This window comes from Streptomyces roseolilacinus (assembly GCF_014649335.1).
Taxonomy (GTDB): Bacteria; Actinomycetota; Actinomycetes; order Streptomycetales; family Streptomycetaceae; genus Streptomyces; species Streptomyces roseolilacinus.
The window spans coordinates 203,128-222,917 of record NZ_BMSV01000011.1 but is presented as its reverse complement, the minus strand read 5'-3'; the positions used below and the strand labels follow the sequence as shown (position 1 = coordinate 222,917).

Annotated in this window: 16 protein-coding genes; 12 read left to right on the top strand and 4 right to left on the bottom strand. The window is 74.5% G+C overall.

The genetic code is table 11. From position 1 onward, the window contains the following. The first annotated feature begins 93 nt into the window (after window positions 1-93). The 6 genes from trpC to lgt all read left to right on the top strand — a co-directional run bounded on the left by trpC (window position 94) and on the right by lgt (window position 5,515). Complete coding sequence (trpC, locus tag IE106_RS24955) at window positions 94-903, top strand: indole-3-glycerol phosphate synthase TrpC (protein ID WP_189537445.1); 810 nt, start codon at window positions 94-96, stop codon at window positions 901-903. A 9-nt stretch (window positions 904-912) separates the two neighbouring features. After that, entirely contained in the window at window positions 913-1,146 is a 234-nt protein-coding gene (trpM, locus tag IE106_RS24950; RefSeq protein WP_229840742.1) for a tryptophan biosynthesis modulator TrpM, read from the top strand. Between the two features lie 85 nt (window positions 1,147-1,231). Continuing rightward, window positions 1,232-2,518: a tryptophan synthase subunit beta gene (gene trpB / locus IE106_RS24945; RefSeq protein ID WP_189537444.1), complete on the top strand. Its 1,287-nt coding sequence runs from the start codon at window positions 1,232-1,234 to the stop codon at window positions 2,516-2,518. After that, entirely contained in the window at window positions 2,515-3,330 is an 816-nt protein-coding gene (gene trpA / locus IE106_RS24940) for a tryptophan synthase subunit alpha (RefSeq protein ID WP_189537443.1), read from the top strand. Before trpB ends, trpA begins: the two co-directional genes overlap by 4 nt. 63 nt (window positions 3,331-3,393) lie before the next feature. Then, window positions 3,394-4,326, top strand: coding sequence for a DsbA family protein (locus IE106_RS24935; RefSeq protein WP_189537442.1), 933 nt, complete (start codon window positions 3,394-3,396; stop codon window positions 4,324-4,326). Between the two features lie 172 nt (window positions 4,327-4,498). Continuing rightward, complete coding sequence (gene lgt / locus IE106_RS24930) at window positions 4,499-5,515, top strand: prolipoprotein diacylglyceryl transferase (RefSeq protein ID WP_189537441.1); 1,017 nt, start codon at window positions 4,499-4,501, stop codon at window positions 5,513-5,515. 64 nt (window positions 5,516-5,579) lie between these two features. On the opposite strand, the gene rbsK is transcribed toward lgt, so the two are convergent. Next, entirely contained in the window at window positions 5,580-6,482 is a 903-nt protein-coding gene (rbsK, locus tag IE106_RS24925; RefSeq protein ID WP_189537440.1) for a ribokinase, read from the bottom strand. Between the two features lie 174 nt (window positions 6,483-6,656). Here rbsK and IE106_RS24920 point away from each other — a divergent pair, with 174 nt between their 5' ends. The 4 genes from IE106_RS24920 (at window position 6,657) to IE106_RS24905 (ending at window position 14,511) form a co-directional block, all read left to right on the top strand. Further along, window positions 6,657-7,385, top strand: coding sequence for a VIT1/CCC1 transporter family protein (locus IE106_RS24920; RefSeq protein ID WP_189537439.1), 729 nt, complete (start codon window positions 6,657-6,659; stop codon window positions 7,383-7,385). A 433-nt stretch (window positions 7,386-7,818) separates the two neighbouring features. After that, a complete protein-coding gene (gene gltB, locus IE106_RS24915; RefSeq protein ID WP_189537438.1) occupies window positions 7,819-12,381 on the top strand; it encodes a glutamate synthase large subunit in 4,563 nt (1,520 codons plus the stop codon). Further along, window positions 12,374-13,834, top strand: a complete 1,461-nt coding sequence (locus tag IE106_RS24910; protein WP_189537437.1) for a glutamate synthase subunit beta — start codon at window positions 12,374-12,376, stop codon at window positions 13,832-13,834. The genes gltB and IE106_RS24910 overlap by 8 nt, the downstream gene beginning before the upstream one ends. Before the next feature lie 314 nt (window positions 13,835-14,148). After that, a complete protein-coding gene (locus IE106_RS24905; RefSeq protein WP_229840741.1) occupies window positions 14,149-14,511 on the top strand; it encodes a VOC family protein in 363 nt (120 codons plus the stop codon). A 33-nt stretch (window positions 14,512-14,544) separates the two neighbouring features. On the opposite strand, the gene IE106_RS24900 is transcribed toward IE106_RS24905, so the two are convergent. The 3 genes from IE106_RS24900 to IE106_RS24890 all read right to left on the bottom strand — a co-directional run bounded on the left by IE106_RS24900 (window position 14,545) and on the right by IE106_RS24890 (window position 18,042). Next, the gene (locus IE106_RS24900) at window positions 14,545-15,441 is read right to left on the bottom strand and encodes an SCO6745 family protein (protein WP_189537435.1); all 897 of its coding nucleotides are present in this window, start codon (window positions 15,439-15,441) and stop codon (window positions 14,545-14,547) included. Between the two features lie 111 nt (window positions 15,442-15,552). Further along, window positions 15,553-17,064 carry an ankyrin repeat domain-containing protein gene (locus IE106_RS24895; RefSeq protein WP_189537434.1) on the bottom strand — a complete coding sequence of 504 codons (1,512 nt, stop codon included), beginning with the start codon at window positions 17,062-17,064 and terminating at the stop codon, window positions 15,553-15,555. A gap of 60 nt (window positions 17,065-17,124) precedes the next feature. Further along, window positions 17,125-18,042 carry a hypothetical protein gene (locus IE106_RS24890; protein ID WP_189537433.1) on the bottom strand — a complete coding sequence of 306 codons (918 nt, stop codon included), beginning with the start codon at window positions 18,040-18,042 and terminating at the stop codon, window positions 17,125-17,127. 221 nt (window positions 18,043-18,263) lie between these two features. Here IE106_RS24890 and IE106_RS24885 point away from each other — a divergent pair, with 221 nt between their 5' ends. Further along, window positions 18,264-19,037, top strand: a complete 774-nt coding sequence (locus IE106_RS24885) for a S1 family peptidase (protein WP_189537432.1) — start codon at window positions 18,264-18,266, stop codon at window positions 19,035-19,037. A 330-nt stretch (window positions 19,038-19,367) separates the two neighbouring features. Then, window positions 19,368-19,763 carry a chorismate mutase gene (locus tag IE106_RS24880; protein WP_189537431.1) on the top strand — a complete coding sequence of 132 codons (396 nt, stop codon included), beginning with the start codon at window positions 19,368-19,370 and terminating at the stop codon, window positions 19,761-19,763. Window positions 19,764-19,790: the final 27 nt, after the last annotated feature.

The following is a 19,790-nucleotide window of genomic DNA, read 5'->3' as shown; positions in this document are numbered from 1 at the left end:
GTCAACCGGATGCGGACTACGGCCCCACCTCCGGATACCATCGAGGGTGTCTGGCTTGATCAAACATCACCCTCCCGAAAGGGGGCCTCTCGCGTGAGTGTGCTCGACGAGATCATCGAAGGCGTGCGCGCCGACCTCGCAGAGCGACAGGCGCGGGTCTCCCTCGACGAGCTCAAGGAGCGGGCCGCCAAGGCCCCCCAAGCCCGCGACGGCGTGGCCGCGCTGCGTGGCGAGGGCGTCAAGGTGATCTGCGAAGTCAAGCGTTCCAGCCCCTCCAAGGGCGCCCTGGCCGCCATCGCGGACCCGGCGGGACTCGCCGCGGACTACGAGGCGGGCGGTGCGGCCGTGATCTCCGTCCTCACCGAGCAGCGCCGCTTCGGCGGCTCCCTCGCCGACCTGGAGGCCGTCCGCGCGCGCGTCGACGTGCCGGTCCTGCGCAAGGACTTCATCGTCACCGCCTACCAGCTGTGGGAGGCCCGCGCGTACGGCGCGGACGTCGCCCTGCTGATCGTCGCCGCCCTGGACCAGCCCGCGCTGGTCTCGCTGATCGAGCGCGCCGAGTCCATCGGGCTCACCCCGCTCGTCGAGGTCCACGACGAGGAGGAGGTCGCCCGCGCCGTCGACGCCGGAGCCCGGATCATCGGCGTCAACGCCCGCGACCTGAAGACCCTCAAGGTGGACCGCTCCACCTTCGAGCGGGTCGCCCCCGAGATCCCGTCCCACGTCGTCAAGGTCGCCGAGTCCGGCATCCGCGGCCCGCACGACCTGATCGCGTACGCCAACGCGGGCGCCGACGCGGTGCTCGTCGGCGAGTCGCTGGTGACCGGCCGCGACCCGAAGGCCGCCGTGGCCGACCTCGTCGCCGCCGGGGCGCACCCGGCCCTGCGGCACGGGCGGGACTGAGCGCCCGCCGTGTCCGTACCCGCCGTCCCCCTCACCCCGGTCGTGGCCCGGCCCCGCGCGGTCCTGGCCACGCCCCCGGAGGCGTACGCCCGGCTCGCCCGCGGCTGCCGCCCCCGGGGCTGCCGCGCGCCCGCGCGGCGGGTGCACGGACGGCGCGTGCGGTACGTCATCGGCTCCGAGCCCGGCCAGGTCAACGGCATGCGATGGCGCCCCCCGCGGGGCGCGGGGAACGCGACCGCGTGACACGTCATGTCCGGCCCGCGGCCGGCTGACGGCCCCCGCCCCCACGGCGTTCGGTGTCCACCCACACTCACCGTGAGGTTTCCGCATGTCCAGCGAGTTCTTCGTCCCCGACCCGGAGGGTCGTGTCCCGGACGCCGGGGGCTACTTCGGCGCCTTCGGCGGCAAGTTCATCCCGGAGGCGCTCGTCGCCGCCGTGGACGAGGTCGCCGTCGAGTACGACAAGGCCAAGACCGACCCGGCGTTCGCCGCCGAGCTCGACGACCTCCTCGTCCACTACACCGGCCGGCCCAGCGCCCTCACCGAGGTGCCCCGGTTCGCCGAGCACGCCGGCGGCGCCCGGGTCTTCCTCAAGCGCGAGGACCTGAACCACACCGGCTCCCACAAGATCAACAACGTGCTGGGCCAGGCCCTGCTCACCCGGCGGATGGGCAAGACCCGCGTCATCGCCGAGACGGGCGCCGGACAGCACGGCGTCGCCACCGCGACCGCGTGCGCGCTGTTCGGCCTCGACTGCACCATCTACATGGGCGAGATCGACACGCGGCGCCAGGCCCTCAACGTCGCCCGCATGCGGATGCTCGGCGCCGAGGTCATCGCCGTGAAGTCCGGCAGCCGCACGCTGAAGGACGCCATCAACGAGGCGTTCCGCGACTGGGTCGCCAACGTCGACCACACCCACTACCTCTTCGGGACCGTCGCCGGCCCCCACCCGTTCCCCGCCATGGTCCGCGACTTCCACCGGGTCATCGGCGTCGAGGCGCGCCGCCAGATCCTGGAGCGCGCCGGGCGGCTGCCCGACGCCGCCGTCGCCTGCGTCGGCGGCGGCTCCAACGCCATCGGCCTGTTCCACGCGTTCATCCCCGACGAGGGCGTCCGCCTCGTCGGCTGCGAGCCGGCCGGCCACGGCGTGGAGACCGGCGAGCACGCGGCGACCCTGACCGCCGGCGAGCCGGGCATCCTGCACGGTTCCCGCTCGTACGTCCTCCAGGACGACGAGGGCCAGATCACCGAGCCGTACTCGATCTCCGCCGGCCTGGACTACCCGGGCATCGGCCCCGAGCACGCCTACCTCAAGGACAGCGGCCGCGGCGAGTACCGCGCCGTGACCGACGACGCGGCCATGCAGGCCCTGCGCCTGCTCTCCCGCACCGAGGGCATCATCCCGGCCATCGAGTCCGCCCACGCCCTCGCCGGCGCCCTGGAGATCGGCCGGGAGCTGGGCCCGGACGGGCTGGTCCTGGTGAACCTGTCCGGCCGCGGCGACAAGGACATGGACACCGCCGCCCGCTACTTCGGGCTGTACGACACCGACGCCGAGGTCGCCTCCGACGAGGCCGGCGACACCGCCGAGATCGAGGGGGACGCCAAGTGAGCGGCAACGTCCGGCTGCTGAGCGACACCCTGGCCGCGGCCAGGGCCGAGGACCGGGCCGCGCTCATCGCGTACCTCCCGGCCGGCTTCCCGACCGTGGACGGCGGGATCGAGGCGGTCAAGGCCGTCCTGGACGGCGGCGCCGACGTCGTCGAGGTCGGGCTGCCGCACAGCGACCCGGTCCTGGACGGCCCCGTCATCCAGACCGCCGACGACATCGCCCTGCGCGGCGGCCTGCGGATCGCCGACGTGATGCGCACGGTCCGCGAGGCGTTCGAGGCCACCGGCAAGCCGGTCCTCGTCATGACGTACTGGAACCCCGTCGACCGGTACGGCGTCGAGCGGTTCACCGCGGAGCTGGCCGAGGCCGGCGGCGCCGGGTGCATCCTGCCCGACCTGCCGGTCCAGGAGTCCGGGCTGTGGCGGGAGCACGCCGAGAAGCACGGACTGGCCACCGTGTTCGTCGTCGCGCCGAGCAGCAGGGACGAGCGGCTCGCCACGATCACCGCCGCCGGCTCCGGCTTCGTCTACGCGGCGTCCCTCATGGGCGTCACCGGGACCCGCGAGTCCGTCGGCGAGCAGGCCGCCGACCTCGTGCGCCGCACCCGCGCCACCACGGACCTGCCGGTCTGCGTCGGGCTCGGCGTGTCCAACGCCGAGCAGGCCGCGGAGGTGGCCTCCTTCGCGGACGGCGTCATCGTCGGCTCCGCCTTCGTCAAGCGACTCCTCGACGCCGACGACCAGGCGGCCGGAGTGGCGGCCGTACGGGAACTGGCGGGCGAACTGGCCCGGGGCGTGAAGCGGGTTTCGTAGCTCGTACGGGTGGTTGTGGAACCGGGGAGGCGCGGACGTGCCTCCCCGGTTCGTTGCTTGGGCGTGAACGAGAAGAACAGGGCAGGGAAGCAGAGCGCGCGCCAGCGGCTCCAGATCGAACGCGAGCGCGAGCGGGCCCGCGAGAAGCGCCGCCGCCTGGTGCTCGTGTCGGCGGCCGTCGCCGGTGTGCTCGGCCTCGCCGCCGTCGTCGGCGTCATCGCGGCGAACACCGGCGGCAAGGGCGACACGGCCGGCAAGGGCCCGGTGACCGCCCCGTCCGGCGCCACCGGCGAGGACCAGCTGGTCGTCCCGGTCGGCGCGCCGGACGCCCCCGCCACGCTGACCGTGTGGGAGGACTTCCGCTGCCCGGCCTGCGCCATGTTCGAGAACACCTTCCGGGACACGATCCACGAGCTGGAGGCCGCCGGGCAGCTCCGGACCGAGTACCGGCTCGCCACGCTCATCGACGGCAACATGGGCGGCGGCGGCTCGCTCAACGCGGCGAACGCCGCGGCGTGCGCGCAGGACGCCGGGAAGTTCAGCGCGTACCACGACGTGCTCTTCGCGAACCAGCCGGAGGAGGCCGACGACGCCTTCGCCAAGGACGCGAAGCTCTTCGAGCTGGCGGCGAAGGTGCCGGGCCTCGACACCCCCGCCTTCCGCTCCTGCGTCACCGGCGGCACGCACGACGGCTGGGTGAACGCGTCGAACGAGGCGTTCCGCGCCGGTGACTTCCGGGGCACGCCGACCGTCCTGCTCAACGGCGAGCCGATCTTCCCGGCGAAGGGGAACGAGCAGATCTCCCCGGCGAACCTGAGGAAGTGGGTCGCGCAGGCCAACAAGGGCAAGAAGCCGGGCACGGCGACCCCGTCCGCCGGGGCGTCCGCGTCCGCGCCGGGGGCCGCCTCGCAGTCCGCGTCGCCCTCGGCGGGCGAAGCCGACGGCGGCTCGGACACCGGCTCCGGGCCGGGCTTCGGCGCGGACCCCGCGTACTGACGCCGTACCGACCCCGCGTATCGATGCCGTACCGACGCCGTACCGACGGTGGCCGGGGCCCGCGCCGCGGCCCCGGCCACCGTCCGACCGGGCGGAACCGGCCGGGTGTTATGCAGTCTTTGCCGGGCGGGTGACCCGGTCACCGGCCCGGCAGGGTAGCGTCGGTGGTGCCATGGACCTTGCCTACATTCCCAGCCCGTCGACCGGCGTGATCCACCTCGGACCGGTCCCGCTGCGCGGCTACGCCTTCTGCATCATCATCGGTGTCTTCGTCGCCGTCTGGTACGGCAACAGGCGCTGGGTCGCCCGGGGCGGCACCGCCGGCACCGTGGCCGACATCGCCGTCTGGGCGGTTCCCTTCGGACTGGTCGGCGGCCGGCTCTACCACGTCGTCACGGACTACCAGCTGTACTTCAGCGAGGGCCGGAACTGGGTCGACGCGTTCAAGATCTGGGAAGGCGGCCTCGGCATCTGGGGCGCGATCGCGCTCGGCGCGGTGGGCGCCTGGATCGGCTGCCGCCGCCGGGGGATCCCGCTGCCCGCGTACGCCGACGCGATCGCGCCGGGCATCGCCTTCGCCCAGGCGATCGGCCGCTGGGGCAACTGGTTCAACCAGGAGCTGTACGGCCGGCCCACCGACCTGCCGTGGGCGCTGGAGATCGGCGAGGGCGTGAACCGCGAGGCCGGGCTCTACCACCCGACCTTCCTGTACGAGTCGCTGTGGTGCGTCGGCGTCGCCCTCCTGGTGATCTGGGCCGACCGCCGGTTCACGCTGGGCCACGGCCGGGCCTTCGCCCTGTACGTCGCCGCGTACTGCGCGGGCCGCGGCTGGATCGAGTACATGCGCGTCGACGACGCCCACCACATCCTGGGGCTGCGCCTCAACGTGTGGACGGCGATCGTGGTCTTCCTGCTGGCCGTCACGTACATCGTGCTGTCGGCGCGGAAGCGTCCGGGCCGGGAGGAGGTCGTGGAGCCCCCGGCGGCCGCCAGGGCCGGCGCGGGGACGGCCACCGCGGACACCGGCGCCAAGACCGAGACCGCCAAGACCGATCTCGCCAAGACCGAGACCGCCAAGACCGATCTCGCCAAGACCGACACCGGCGAGCCCGCCGCCGACGAGCCCGCCGCCGACGAGCCCGCCGCCGGCGAGGCCGGCGCGGGGGCCAAGGCGCCGCAGAAGTCGTAACCGCGCCCGCGCGCGAGGAGCGGCCGTCCGGACCCGAGGGGGCCCGGGCGGCCGCTCCGCCGTCTCAGAGCGCCTCGATCTCCGAGCGGTACGGCATGGAGGACGACGCCCCGGCCCGCTGCACCGACAGCGACGCCGCCGCCGACGCCCACGCCAGGGCGTCCGGCACGGCCCTGCCCTCCCCGAGGGCCACCGCGAGCGCCCCGGTGAACGTGTCCCCGGCCGCGGTCGTGTCCACGGCCCGCACCCGCCGGGCGGGCACGGTCACCGGCCGGGCGCCCCGGGCCGCGTACAGGGAGCCGGCCGCGCCGAGCGTCACGACCACCTCCGGGACGACCCGCAGCAGCTCCTCGGCGGCCGCGCGCGGGTCGGCGACGCCGGCCAGCCCGCTCGCCTCGTGCTCGTTGGGCACCAGCAGGTCGATCAGCTCCAGCAGGTCGTGCGGCAGCGGCCGGGCGGGGGAGGGCGTGAGGACGGTGCGGACGCCGTGGCGGCGGGCGGCCCGCGCACCGGCGACGACCGCCTCCAACGGGAGCTCCAGCTGGAGCAGCAGAGCGTCCGCCGCCGCGATGCGGGCCTCGTCCGCCGGGGTGAGGCCGGTGACGGAGGCGTTGGCGCCGGGGACGACGACGATGGCGTTGCCGCCGTCGTCGTCGACCACGATGTGGGCGGTGCCGGACGGGCCGTCGACCGTGCGCAGCAGGCCGGTGTCGACGCCGGACTCCGCGAGGGCCGTCCGCAGCCGGACGCCGAAGTCGTCGGAGCCCACCGCGCCGATCATCGACACCTCGGCGCCCGCCCGGGCCGCCGCGACGGCCTGGTTGGCGCCCTTGCCGCCGGGGACCGTGCGGAACTCCCGTCCCGCCACGGTCTCCCCGAGCCCGGGCGCCCGGGCCACGTAGGCGACGAGGTCCATGTTGGTGCTGCCCAGCACCGCGATGCGGGGCGGGGGCCAGGTGCGCGTCATGCCGGGATTCTCCCCCGCGAGGGGCCTCCCGTCCCCGGCGGGCACCCCGCCCGCTGGTGTGGTGACCCTTACTAAGTAAAGCCTGCCTTGCTGGCGCGCCCCTTACATCGAGCGTATTTTCGATGTTGATCAGGGAGAGGCGCGGGTCGGCCCGCGCGGAGCAAGGGGAGAGCTGTGTCCATCATCGAGACCGAGGCCGCGCTGCACGTCGCCCACCGCGACAACCACACCCACCGCGACGTGAACGGCGGCTGGCTGCGCCCGGCGGTGTTCGGCGCGATGGACGGGCTGGTCTCCAACCTGGCGCTGATGACGGGTGTGGCGGGCAGTTCGGTCTCGCAGCAGGCCGTCGTCGTCACCGGCCTGGCCGGCCTCGCCGCCGGCGCGTTCTCCATGGCGGCCGGCGAGTACACCTCCGTCGCCTCCCAGCGGGAGCTGGTCGAGGCGGAGCTGGACGTCGAACGGCGGGAGCTGCGCAAGCACCCGGTGGACGAGATGGAGGAGCTGGCCGCGCTGTACGTGGCGCGCGGTGTCGAGCCCCCGCTCGCCCGCGAGGTGGCCATGCAGCTGTCGCGCGACCCGGAGCAGGCGCTGGAGATCCACGCCCGCGAGGAGCTGGGCATCGACCCGGACGACCTGCCGTCGCCGCTGGTCGCCGCCGCCTCGTCGTTCGGCTCGTTCGCGCTGGGCGCGCTGCTGCCCGTCCTGCCGTACCTGCTGGGCGCGACCGCGCTGTGGCCCGCGGTGCTGCTGGCGCTCGCCGGGCTGTTCGCCTGCGGGGCGCTCGTCGCGCGGGTGACGGCGCGCGGCTGGTGGTACAGCGGCCTGCGGCAGCTGGCCCTCGGCGGCGCGGCGGCGGCCGTGACGTACGCGCTGGGCAGTGCCTTCGGCGCGGTGCTCTGAGGCGGGAGGGTCCCGGCGGCCGGCCGCCCGCGGTGCGGTCCGCGGGCGGCCGGGTTACCGTCGTGTTGCCGGGGCGTTGTGACGAACGTCCAATAGCCGGATCGGTCGGCAGGTGGGACACTATGCAAGGCACCACATAGGTAGCCGATACCCGGCGGTTTCGACTCCCTCGTCCGAGGGGATGAGTCGTGAGCGCCGCGGGCAACGAGGCCCGCTTCCCCCCGACAGGCCGCAGGACGCCACCCGTGTCCCTTCCGCTCTGTCCACCCGACGTGAGACCACAGCGACACCACCCCCTGTGGTGTCCGCATGCTGGAATGAACTATCCGGTTTTCGAGAAGCATTCCATCATGTAACCTGCACGAAATTTCAGCGGAGGGCCAACGTCGTCCCTTCGGCACTCGCATATGCCACGACGACGACGGGAGAGCCGATGCGTTCCGACGCCTGGTCGCCCATGGACAGTCGCCCCGCTCCGCAGGGGATGTACGACCCCCGCAACGAACACGACGCGTGCGGCGTCGGGTTGGTGGCCACCCTCACCGGTGTCCCCAGCCACGAGCTGGTCGAGCAGGCGCTGACCGTACTGCGCAACCTGGAGCACCGCGGCGCGACCGGCTCCGAACCCGACTCCGGTGACGGCGCCGGCATCCTCATCCAGGTCCCGGACGCGTTCCTGCGCGAGGTCGCCGGGTTCCCGCTGCCCGAGGCCGGCACGTACGCCGTCGGCGCCGCCTTCCTCCCCGAGGACACCGCGGACGAAGCCGTCTCACACATCGAGACGCTCGCCCGCGAGGAGGGCCTCACCGTCCTCGGCTGGCGCGAGGTCCCCGTCACCCCGGGCCTCCTCGGCGCCACCGCCCGCTCCACCATGCCCGCCTTCCGCCAGCTGTTCGTCACCGACGGCGGCGCCCGCTCCGGCCTCGAACTGGACCGCAGGGCGTTCGTGCTGCGCAAGCGCGCCGAGCTGGAGCTGGGCGTCTACTTCGCCTCGCTGTCCGCCCGGACCCTGGTCTACAAGGGCATGCTCACCACCGGCCAGCTGGAGCCGTTCTTCCCGGACCTGTCCGACCGCCGCGTCGCCAGCGCGCTCGCCCTGGTCCACTCGCGGTTCTCCACCAACACCTTCCCGAGCTGGCCGCTCGCCCACCCGTACCGCTTCGTCGCCCACAACGGCGAGATCAACACGGTCAAGGGCAACCGCAACTGGATGCGCGCCCGCGAGTCCCAGCTCGTCTCCGACCTCTTCGGCGACGGGGACCTGGAGCGGATCTTCCCGATCTGCTCCCCGGACGCGTCCGACTCCGCCTCCTTCGACGAGGTCCTGGAACTGCTGCACCTCGGCGGCCGCTCCCTGCCCCACGCGGTGCTGATGATGGTCCCCGAGGCGTGGGAGAACCACGACTCCATGGACCCGGCCCGGCGCGCCTTCTACCAGTACCACTCCACGATGATGGAGCCCTGGGACGGCCCCGCCTGCGTCACCTTCACCGACGGCACCCAGATCGGCGCCGTCCTGGACCGCAACGGCCTGCGCCCCGGCCGCTACTGGGTCACCGAGGACGGCCTCGTCGTCCTCTCCTCCGAGGTCGGCGTCCTCGACGTCGCGCCCGGCAAGGTCGTCCGCAAGGGCCGCCTCCAGCCCGGCAAGATGTTCCTCGTCGACACCGCGGAGCACCGCATCATCGAGGACGACGAGATCAAGGCGAAGCTCGCCGCCGAACACCCGTACCAGGAGTGGCTGGAGACCGGGATCATCGAGCTGGGCGACCTGCCCGAGCGCGAGCACATCGTCCACACCCACGCCTCGGTCACCCGCCGCCAGCAGACCTTCGGCTACACCGAGGAGGAGCTGCGCGTCATCCTCGCGCCGATGGCCCGCGCCGGCGCCGAACCGATCGGCTCCATGGGCACCGACTCGCCCATCGCCGCGCTCTCCGACCGCCCGCGCCTCCTGTTCGACTACTTCACCCAGCTGTTCGCGCAGGTCACCAACCCGCCGCTGGACGCCATCCGCGAGGAGCTCGTCACCTCGCTGATCTCCTCGCTCGGCCCGCAGGGCAACCTGCTGGAGCCGACCGCCGCGTCCTGCCGCAGCGTCACCCTGCCGTTCCCGGTCATCGACAACGACGAGCTGGCCAAGCTCATCCACGTCAACGCCGACGGCGACATGCCCGGCATGACCGCGGTCACCCTCTCCGGCCTGTACCGGGTCTCCGGCGGCGGCGACGCCCTCGCCGCCCGGATCGAGGAGATCTGCGCCGAGGCCGACGCCGCGATCGAGGACGGCGCCCGCCTCATCGTCCTGTCCGACCGGCACTCCGACGCCGAGCACGCGCCGATCCCCTCGCTGCTGCTCACCGCGGCCGTCCACCACCACCTCATCCGCACCAAGCAGCGCACCCAGGTGGGCCTGCTGGTCGAGGCCGGCGACGTCCGCGAGGTCCACCACGTCGCGCTGCTCATCGGCTACGGCGCCGCCGCCGTGAACCCGTACCTCGCCATGGAGTCCGTCGAGGACCTCGCCCGCGCCGGCACGTTCATCGAGGGCGTCGAGCCCGAGCAGGCCATCCGCAACCTCATCCACGCCCTCGGCAAGGGCGTGCTGAAGGTCATGTCGAAGATGGGCATCTCGACCGTCGCCTCCTACCGCGGCGCCCAGGTCTTCGAGGCCGTCGGCCTCGACCAGACCTTCGTCGACACGTACTTCAACGGCACCTCCAGCAAGATCGGCGGCGCCGGCCTCGACGTCGTCGCCAAGGAGGTCGCCGCCCGCCACGCCAAGGCGTACCCGGCCAGCGGCATCGCGCCGGCCCACCGCGCCCTGGACATCGGCGGCGAGTACCAGTGGCGCCGCGAGGGCGAGCCGCACCTGTTCGACCCCGAGACGGTCTTCCGCCTCCAGCACGCCACGCGCTCCAAGCGGTACGACATCTTCAAGAAGTACACGGAGCGGGTGAACGAGCAGTCCGAGCGGCTGATGACGCTGCGCGGCCTGTTCGGCTTCACCTCCGACCGCCCCTCGATCCCGATCGAGGAGGTCGAGCCGGTCAGCGAGATCGTCAAGCGGTTCTCCACCGGCGCCATGTCGTACGGCTCCATCTCCAAGGAGGCGCACGAGACCCTCGCCGTCGCCATGAACCAGCTGGGCGCCAAGTCCAACACCGGTGAGGGCGGCGAGGACCCGGACCGGCTGTACGACCCGGCCCGCCGGTCGGCCATCAAGCAGGTCGCCTCCGGCCGCTTCGGCGTCACCAGCGAGTACCTGGTCAACGCCGACGACATCCAGATCAAGATGGCCCAGGGCGCCAAGCCCGGCGAGGGCGGCCAGCTGCCCGGCCACAAGGTGTACCCGTGGGTGGCCAGGACCCGGCACTCCACGCCCGGCGTCGGCCTGATCTCCCCGCCGCCGCACCACGACATCTACTCCATCGAGGACCTGGCCCAGCTGATCCACGACCTCAAGAACGCCAACCCGGCCGCCCGCATCCACGTGAAGCTGGTGTCCGAGGTCGGCGTCGGCACGGTCGCGGCCGGCGTGTCCAAGGCCCACGCGGACGTGGTGCTCATCTCCGGCCACGACGGCGGCACGGGCGCCTCCCCGCTCACCTCGCTGAAGCACGCGGGCGGCCCCTGGGAGCTCGGCCTCGCCGAGACCCAGCAGACCCTGCTGCTCAACGGGCTGCGCGACCGGATCGTCGTCCAGACCGACGGCCAGCTGAAGACCGGCCGCGACGTGGTCATCGCCGCGCTCCTCGGCGCCGAGGAGTTCGGCTTCGCCACCGCGCCGCTCGTCGTCTCCGGCTGCGTCATGATGCGCGTCTGCCACCTGGACACCTGCCCGGTCGGCATCGCCACGCAGAACCCGGTGCTGCGCGAGCGGTTCTCCGGCAAGCCCGAGTTCGTCGTGAACTTCTTCGAGTTCATCGCCGAGGAGGTCCGCGAGCTCCTCGCCGAGCTGGGCTTCCGCACGCTGGCCGAGGCGGTCGGCCACGCCGAACTCCTCGACACCGCGCGGGCCGTGGACCACTGGAAGGCCCAGGGCCTCGACCTGGCCCCGCTGTTCCACGTCCCCGAGCTGCCCGAGGGCGCCGTCCGCCACCAGGTCGTCGGACAGGACCACGGCCTGGAGAAGGCCCTGGACAACCAGCTCATCGAGCTGGCCGCCGACGCCCTCGGCGCGGCGAGCGCCGAGGACGCCCGGCCGGTCCGCGCCCAGCTGGCGATCCGCAACATCAACCGGACGGTCGGCACCATGCTCGGCCACGAGGTGACCAAGCGGTTCGGCGGCGCGGGCCTGCCCGACGACACGATCGACATCACCTTCACCGGCTCCGCGGGCCAGTCGTTCGGCGCGTTCGTGCCGCGCGGCGTGACCCTCCGCCTGGAGGGCGACGCCAACGACTACGTCGGCAAGGGCCTGTCGGGCGGCCGCCTCGTCGTCCGCCCGGACCGCGCCGCCGACCACCTGGCCGAGTACTCGACCATCGCGGGCAACACCATCGCGTACGGCGCGACCGGCGGCGAGATCTTCCTGCGCGGCCGCACCGGCGAGCGCTTCTGCGTCCGCAACTCCGGCGCGCTGGTGGTCTCCGAGGGCGTCGGCGACCACGGCTGCGAGTACATGACCGGCGGCCACGCCGTCGTCCTCGGCGAGACGGGCCGGAACTTCGCGGCCGGCATGTCCGGCGGCGTCGCCTACGTCATCGACCTCGACCCGGACAACGTCAACTCCGGCAACCTGCAGGCCGTCGAGGCCCTCGACGACACCGACCGGGCGTGGCTGCACGACGTGGTGCGCCGCCACCACGAGGAGACCGGCTCCACCGTCGCCGAGAGGCTCCTCGCCGAGTGGCCCACCGCCGTGGACCGCTTCAGCAAGATCATCCCGACCACGTACAAGGCAGTGCTCGCCGCCAAGGACGCCGCCGAGCGGGCCGGTCTCTCCGAGGCCGAGACCACCGAGAAGATGATGGAGGCGGCGACCAATGGCTGACCCCAAGGGCTTCCTGACCACCGGGCGCGAAGGTGCCCAGAGCCGCCCGGTGAGCGAGCGCGTCAAGGACTGGAACGAGGTCTACGTCCCCGGCTCCCTGCTGCCGATCATCAGCAAGCAGGCGTCGCGGTGCATGGACTGCGGCATCCCGTTCTGCCACAACGGCTGCCCCCTCGGAAACCTCATCCCCGAGTGGAACGACTTCGCCTACCGCGAGGACTGGGGCGCCGCGTACGAGCGGCTGCACGCCACCAACAACTTCCCGGAGTTCACCGGGCGGCTGTGTCCCGCGCCCTGCGAGGCGGCGTGCGTGCTCGGCATCAACCAGCCGGCCGTCACCATCAAGAACGTCGAGGTCTCGATCATCGACAAGGCGTGGGAGTCCGGCAACGTGACCCCGCAGCCCCCGCAGCGGCTCTCCGGCAAGACCGTCGCCGTCATCGGCTCCGGACCGGCCGGCCTCGCCGCCGCCCAGCAGCTGACCCGCGCCGGCCACACGGTCGCCGTGTACGAGCGCGCCGACCGCGTCGGCGGCCTGCTCCGGTACGGCATCCCCGAGTTCAAGATGGAGAAGCGGCACATCAACCGGCGCATCGAACAGATGCGCGCGGAGGGCACCCGCTTCCGCACCGGCGTCGAGATCGGCCGCGACCTGAAGGCCACGGACCTGCGCAAGCGGTACGACGCGGTCGTCATCGCGGCGGGCGCCACCACCGCGCGCGACCTGCCCGTCCCGGGCCGCGAGCTCAAGGGCGTCCACCAGGCGATGGAGTACCTGCCGCTCGCCAACAAGGTGCAGGAGGGCGACTTCGTGGCGCCCCCCATCACCGCCGAGGGCAAGCACGTCGTCGTCATCGGCGGCGGCGACACCGGCGCGGACTGCGTGGGCACCGCCCACCGCCAGGGCGCGCTGTCCGTCACCCAGCTGGAGATCATGCCCAGGCCGGGGGAGGAGCGGAACGCGAACCAGCCCTGGCCGACCTTCCCGATGCTCTACAAGGTCACCTCGGCCCACGAGGAGGGCGGCGAGCGGGTCTACTCCGTCTCCACCACCCACTTCGAGGGCGACGAGGACGGCAACGTCCAGTGGCTGCACCTGGTCGAGGTAGAGTTCGTCGACGGCAGGCTGACGCAGAAGCCCGGCACGGAGCGGAGGATCCCCGCCCAGCTGGTCACCCTCGCGATGGGCTTCACCGGCACCGACGTCCGGAACGGCCTGGTCGAGCAGTTCGGCCTGGAGCTCGACGAGCGCGGCAACATCGCCCGCGACGCCGACTTCCAGACGAACGTGCCGGGCGTCTTCGTCGCCGGTGACGCGGGCCGCGGCCAGTCGCTCATCGTGTGGGCCATCGCCGAGGGCCGCTCCGCGGCCCGCGGGGTGGACCTCCACCTGACCGGTGCCAGCGACCTGCCGGCCCCGGTCCGCCCGACCGACCGCGCGCTCACGGTCTGACCGTCCGCGCCCACGACGTCCCGTACAACGGCGTGCGGAACACAGCAGCGCCCGCCATGTCCCCGACCGGACCCTGGCGGGCGCTGCGCCATGTCGGGACAGCGCCCCGGAGGCGCGGGAGCACGTCGTGCGGGGCACCGCGCACACGCCCGCCGGTCCGGACGCCCGCCGGTCCGGACGCCCGCCGGTCCGGCGTCCCGCACCGCGTCGTCGACGGCGTGCCGTGCGGCCGGGACGCCCCGTCCCGGCGCCCGCCCGGAAACCCGGTGGGGGGAAGCCGCCCGAAGTGGCAGTCTGGGCCCATGGGTTCCCTGGTGAGACACGTGACCATCGACTGCTCCGACGCGTACCGGCTGGGCTCCTTCTGGGCCGCCGTCCTCGAAGCGCCCCTCGCCGACGACGACCACCCCGGTGACCCCGAGGCCACCGTGCGGGCGCCGGGCGTGGGCCTGCTCTTCGTGACCGTCCCGGAGGAGAAGGCCGTCAAGAACCGGCTGCACCTCGACCTCCAGCCGCAGGACCGCACCCGGGACGAGGAGGTCGAGCGCCTCCTCGCCCTCGGCGCGACCCTCGTCTCCGACCGGCGCCGCCCGGACGGCACGGGCTGGGCGGTCCTGGCCGACATCGAGGGCAACGAGTTCTGCGTGGAGCGCAGCGCCGCCGAGCGCGCGGCCTGATCCCGCGGCGCGCGGCGGCCGGGCCGGTGGCGGCTAGCGCGGGCCCCCGCCGCCGGGGACGCCGATCGGGTTGGGGAAGCGGAGCGCCCGCGCGCACCCGGCCGCGAGGGGCGCGAGGGCGGCGGCGACCGCCTCCGTACCGGCCGGGTCCCCGGCCCACGGGCGGGACGCCGCCGCGTCCGTGGCCGCCTCCACGCGCGTGCGGAGGCGGCGGCCCGCCTCCGTCGCCGTACCGTCCGGGGCCAGCAGGCCCCGCGCCGCCAGCCGGGCCACCGCCGCCGCCCACTCCTCGTCCGTCCAGCCCCGGTACGGCTGGAGCTCGGCGCGCGGCAGGTCCGTCCCGGCCCGCAGCGCCAGCGCCTCGCAGCCGTCCAGGTCCGCCGCGACCAGGGCCGCGACGTGCCCGTCCCCGCGGTGCTCCCGCAGCACCGTCGCCGCGTGCCACAGCAGGTCCAGCGGATCGTCCTGCGGCACGGGCAGCGCCGCGTTCGCCGCGGCCAGCGGGCGGCCCGCGCAGTCCAGGCCCGCCAGGCGCCCGGCCAGCAGCCCCGCGGCCCGCTCCACCTCCCGCCCGCGGCCCGCCAGCAGCCGTGCCAGCGCCGCCCGCGCCCCCTCCCGCCGGACCCGCAGCGCCTCGCCGGGCGGGACGGTCCCCCACACGGCCGGGACCGCCCGCGCCGCCGTGCGGGGCGCGAACGAGAAGAACGCCGCCGTCACCACCTCCGCGCCCACCGCCCCCAGCGGCGCGGCCCGCCCGGCGAAGTAGCCGCGCCAGAAGCCGCGCAGCCCGGCCGCCTCGAAGGCGTCCCGGCACTCGGGCGCGAAGTACAGGACGGCGTGGACGGGTTCGACCAGCGTCCACAGGCGGCGGGCGGCGGCCCCGCCGGTGCTCTCGGCGGGCGCGGTCCCCGGGGTGTCGGTGATGTCCATGCGGCGGATCCTCCCCACCGGTGCCCGCCGGTGTCCACCGCGGCCGCCGGTACCGCCGCGGTCGCCGGGGTCCCCCGCGTCTCCCGCGGCCGGCCGCGGTCCGGGGGCCGCTCAGTCGCGGTGGCGCGGGAGGGTCGACTCCAGGCGGCGGCGCGTCGCCTCGTCGCGCACGTGCTCCAGGGCCGCCAGCGCGGTGGCGTACGCGCGCCCGTCCGGGTCCGCCGTCGCCAGCAGCCCCTCCAGCGCGTCCACGGCGCGGTCGTCCCGGCGGGCCGCCAGGCCGCGCGCGGCCTCCGCGGAGACGGCCGGATCCGCCTCCTCCCCGTCCAGCCGGGCGGCCAGCGCGCCCCGCACGGTGGGGGAGTCGTCCGGGGACACCGCCAGGGCGTGCACCGCCGCCGCGCGCACCGCCGCGTCCCCGTCGCGGGCCAGCGCCACCAGCGCGGCCACCCCCTCCCGGTGCCCCTCCGGGACGAGCCCGGTCACGGCCACGGCGACCCCGCGCCGTACGCGCGCGTCCGGGTGGACGGCGTGCCGCAGCACGTCGTCCAGCACCGACGCGTCGCCCTGCGCCCCGAGCGCCCGCACCACCGCGAGGACCACGTCGGCCTCCCGCGCCTCACGGGCCAGCTCCCGCAGCACCGGCACCGCCCGTGCGGCGAACGCCCCGGCGCGCCCGCCCGAGGCGGTGAGCCGGGCCAGCACGTCCGCGCCGAACGCCTGGCGCAGCGGGTCCCCGTCCGCGCACCACGCGACCGCCGCCCCGAACGTCTCCTCGTCCCCGCGCCGCCCCAGCGCCTCCGCGGCCTCCGTCCAGTCGTCCAGCGACGGGTCACCGCAGCCCAGCGCCCGCCCGGCCAGCTCCTCGTACGGCGCGCGCTCGCCCAGTGCGGCCTCCAGCAGGGTGGCGATCGCGGCGTGCCCGGTCTGCTGCTCGCGCCCCGCGACCGGCCGCCCGTCCCGCAGGACCTCCACGACGAGCGTCACGCCGCCGTCCTCCGGGAGGCGCCGCGTCACGGTCTCGATCCCGTCCCCGTACGCCTCCGCCAGCCCGTCCCGCAGGACGCGCTCCACGTCCCGGCCGAGCCACGCGCGGGCCTCCGCCAGCGCCTCGGCCCGCCCCGGCGCGCCCCGCTCCAGCAGCGCCCGCACCACCGGCACCGACCCGCGCCGCGCCGCCGCCACCAGCGGCACGGCCCCGTCCGGTCCGGGGGCGCCCGGGTCGGCGCCGTACTCCAGCAGCGCCCGCACCGTGCCGGCGTACCCCTGGCGCACCGCCCAGGCCAGCGCCGTGTACCCGAACTCCTCGCGCTGGTCCGGCCACGCCCCCGCCGCCAGCAGCGCCCGCACCGTCTCGGTGTGGCCGTTGCACGCGGCGCCGCACAGCGGCAGGTCGCCGCCGCCCTCCCCGCTGCCCCGTCCCGGGTCGGCCCCGGCGGCCAGCAGCAGCCGCACGATCCCGGTGCGGCCGCTCACCGCGGCGGTGTACAGGGCGGTGCCGCCGTCCTCGTCGGTGGCCTCGGCGGGCGCGCCCGACCTCAGCAGCCGCACCACGGCGTCGTCGTCACCTCCGTGGACGGCCTCGAACAGATCCTCGTGGACAGGGGCGGGCACCATCGTCATACCCCGACCCTCACCCGTCCGCCGCCCGACCGCAAGCAAGCGCACCCCCGAACAGACCCCTCACGTGTCGCACTCCAGCACCGTGCGGCACAGCCCGCAGCGCGCCCGCACCCGGCCCCGCACCGGCACCCGCACGCGCTGCCGGCAGGTGGGGCACGGGAACGACACCCGCAGCGCGTTCGGGCCCCCGCCCTCGAAGACGTACCCGGCCCCGGCCGGCGCGGCGGCGTCCGGGTCGCCCTGCGCGTACCGGCGCCGCTCCTTCGCGTACCGGTGCCGTCCCGCCCACCCGGCCGCCACCAGCGGGGGCCGCCGCTCGTCGCGCAGCGCCTCCTCCAGGCCGAGCCGGTACGCCGCGTACGCCTGCGGGCTGGTGAACCACGGCGACGGGTCCTCGCCGAACACCCGCGCCCGCTTGGCCAGGACGTAGCCGAACTCCTCCGGGGTGAGGTAGCCGAGCTTCTGGCTCGACACCGCGTCCTGCCGGTAGGCGTCCAGCAGCAGCCATCCGGCGCCCAGGTACGCGGTGGCGGTGTCGGTGAGGACCTCGTTGTCCCGGGTGCCGGGGAAGGCGAGGTCCAGGCGGTGCAGCAGCACGTGGGCGACCTCGTGGGCGAGGGCGGCGCCGATGTCCCGGCGGTGCGTCCGGAACCGGTCGTTCAGCTCGACGAAGTACTCGGGTCCGGCCGCCAGTTCGACGCTCGCCGCGTGCTCCATCGGCCGGAAGCTCACGACCATCCGCGCCTCCGGGAGCCGCAGCTGCCGCACCAGCGCCCGGGCCGCCCGGTGCGCGCCCAGGTGCAGGTCGTCGGCGTCGGCGAAGGCCACGTCGGCGGGGGCGACGCTGGTGGCGTACGCGTGCAGGCCCTCGGGTGAGATCCGCCGGTACAGCGCGGTGATCGCCGCCCGTACCGTGCCGAGGTGCGGGAAGCCGTGGACGACGTCGCCGCCGGCCCCGCCCGCCCTGTCGTCCGCCACGTCCGCACCCCCAAGCACGACGCCGTCCCTCCCTCCACGGTACGGCGGCGGCCGCGCCGGCCGCCTGTCCGGATCCGGCGGTCGGCGGATGGCCGAAAAGACGTGCTTGTGCCCCGTGCGTGAACCTCCGGATAATCCCGTCCATGCCTTGACGGGCTCATGTCACCCAGACGTGCGACCCCTCGTGTGCAAGGCGCCAACCCCCCACGGAAGGCAAACAGTTGAAGAAGACACTGGTACGCGCCCTGAAGAGATTCGCCGCAGCCGGCGCGGTCGTGCTCGCCGCGGTCAGCCTCCAGCCCCCGCCGGCCTCCGCCGCCCCCGCGCCCATCGTCGGCGGCACGCGCGCGGCCCAGGGCGAGTTCCCCTGGATGGTCCGGCTCTCCATGGGCTGCGGCGGCTCCCTGCTCACCCCGCAGATCGTCCTCACCGCCGCCCACTGCGTCAGCGGCTCCGGGAACAACACCAGCATCACCGCCACCGCCGGCGTGGTCGACCTGCAGAGCACCTCCGCGATCAAGGTCCGCTCCACCAAGGTCCTCCAGGCCCCCGGCTACAACGGCTCGGGCAAGGACTGGGCGCTGATCAAGCTCGCCCAGCCGATCAACCTGCCCACCCTCAACATCGCCACCACCACCGCCTACAACAGCGGCACCTTCACCGTCGCCGGCTGGGGCGCCAACCGCGAGGGCGGCAGCCAGCAGCGCTACCTCCTCAAGGCCCAGGTGCCGTTCGTCTCCGACGCCACCTGCAAGCAGGCGTACGACGAGCTGATCCCCTCCGAGGAGCTGTGCGCCGGCTACACCAGCGGCGGCGTCGACACGTGCCAGGGCGACTCCGGCGGCCCCATGTTCCGCCGCGACGCCAACGGCGCCTGGATCCAGGTCGGCATCGTGAGCTGGGGCTACGGCTGCGCCCGGCCGAACTACCCGGGCGTGTACACCGAGGTGTCCACCTTCGCCTCCGCCATCAAGTCGGCGGCCGCGACCCTGTGACCCCCTGACGCGTCCCCGACGCGCTTCCGACGCGAGGCAGGCCCGGCACCACCGCGGGCCTGCCTCCCGCCGTACGGCCCACGGGCCCCGGCCCGCCCCCGCCTCCGGCCCGCCCCCGGGGACCGCCCGCCTCCGGGGACCGCCCGCCTCCGGGGACCGCCCGGCCCCGTGGCCCGTCCCACCCGCGGTCCGCTCCCGCCCCCGGGACCACCCGCTCCCGGGACCATCCGGCCCCGTGGCCCGTCCCACCCGCGGCCCGTCCCGTCCGCGGATGACCGCATCCCGAACACCCCCGCCCCGCCCCGCGGCGACCCGTCTAAGCTCGCCGACATGAGCACGAGCGACATGCGCGACATCGACGACACCGTCGTCGCCGAACTGACCCGCCTCCGCGAGAGCATCGACAACATCGACGCGGCCGTCGTCCACATGCTGGCCGAGCGGTTCAAGTGCACCCAGCAGGTCGGCCTCCTCAAGGCCCGCCACCAGCTGCCCCCGGCCGACCCCGCCCGCGAGGCCCGTCAGATCGCCCGTCTCCGCCAGCTCGCCGAGACCGCCAACCTCGACCCGGCGTTCGCCGAGAAGCTCCTCAACTTCATCATCGCCGAGGTCATCCGCCACCACGAGCGCATCGCCGTCGAACCCCGCACCGCGGACGACCCCGGCACCGACGACCCCCGCGGCACCACCGGCAGCGCCGAGGACGGCCCCGAGGACCGCCGGTAGGAGAGCGCCGGCGGCGGCACCGGGGGC